Origin of the sequence: Parahaemophilus parainfluenzae (genome assembly GCF_001053575.1) — a bacterium.
GTDB lineage: Bacteria > Pseudomonadota > Gammaproteobacteria > Enterobacterales > Pasteurellaceae > Haemophilus_D > Haemophilus_D parainfluenzae_S.
Genome location: NZ_JVSL01000003.1, coordinates 1 through 206, shown reverse-complemented (window position 1 = coordinate 206; position 206 = coordinate 1). Strand labels below are relative to the sequence as shown.

The following is a 206-nucleotide window of genomic DNA, read 5'->3' as shown; positions in this document are numbered from 1 at the left end:
ATTTTCGATTTATTGAAACTACCACCTGCGGCAAAACCATAGCCTACTGTCACACTACCTTGCATATTCATCTGTTTACCATGGTAGCGAGATTTATCTTGCAAACTCTCAATATTCAAGTTTTCAGCATTAAGTTCTACTCGTTTGCCTTTTACTTGGCTACCAATAATATTGGCATCACCACCTGCATGAATCACTGTTTTACT

The 206-nt window shown here is 37.9% G+C and carries 1 protein-coding gene; it reads right to left on the bottom strand.

The annotated features are described in order from the left end of the window. Positions 1-206 (bottom strand): hemagglutinin repeat-containing protein (locus AC979_RS00205; protein ID WP_049372387.1); only part of this gene is annotated, 206 nt, incomplete at both ends.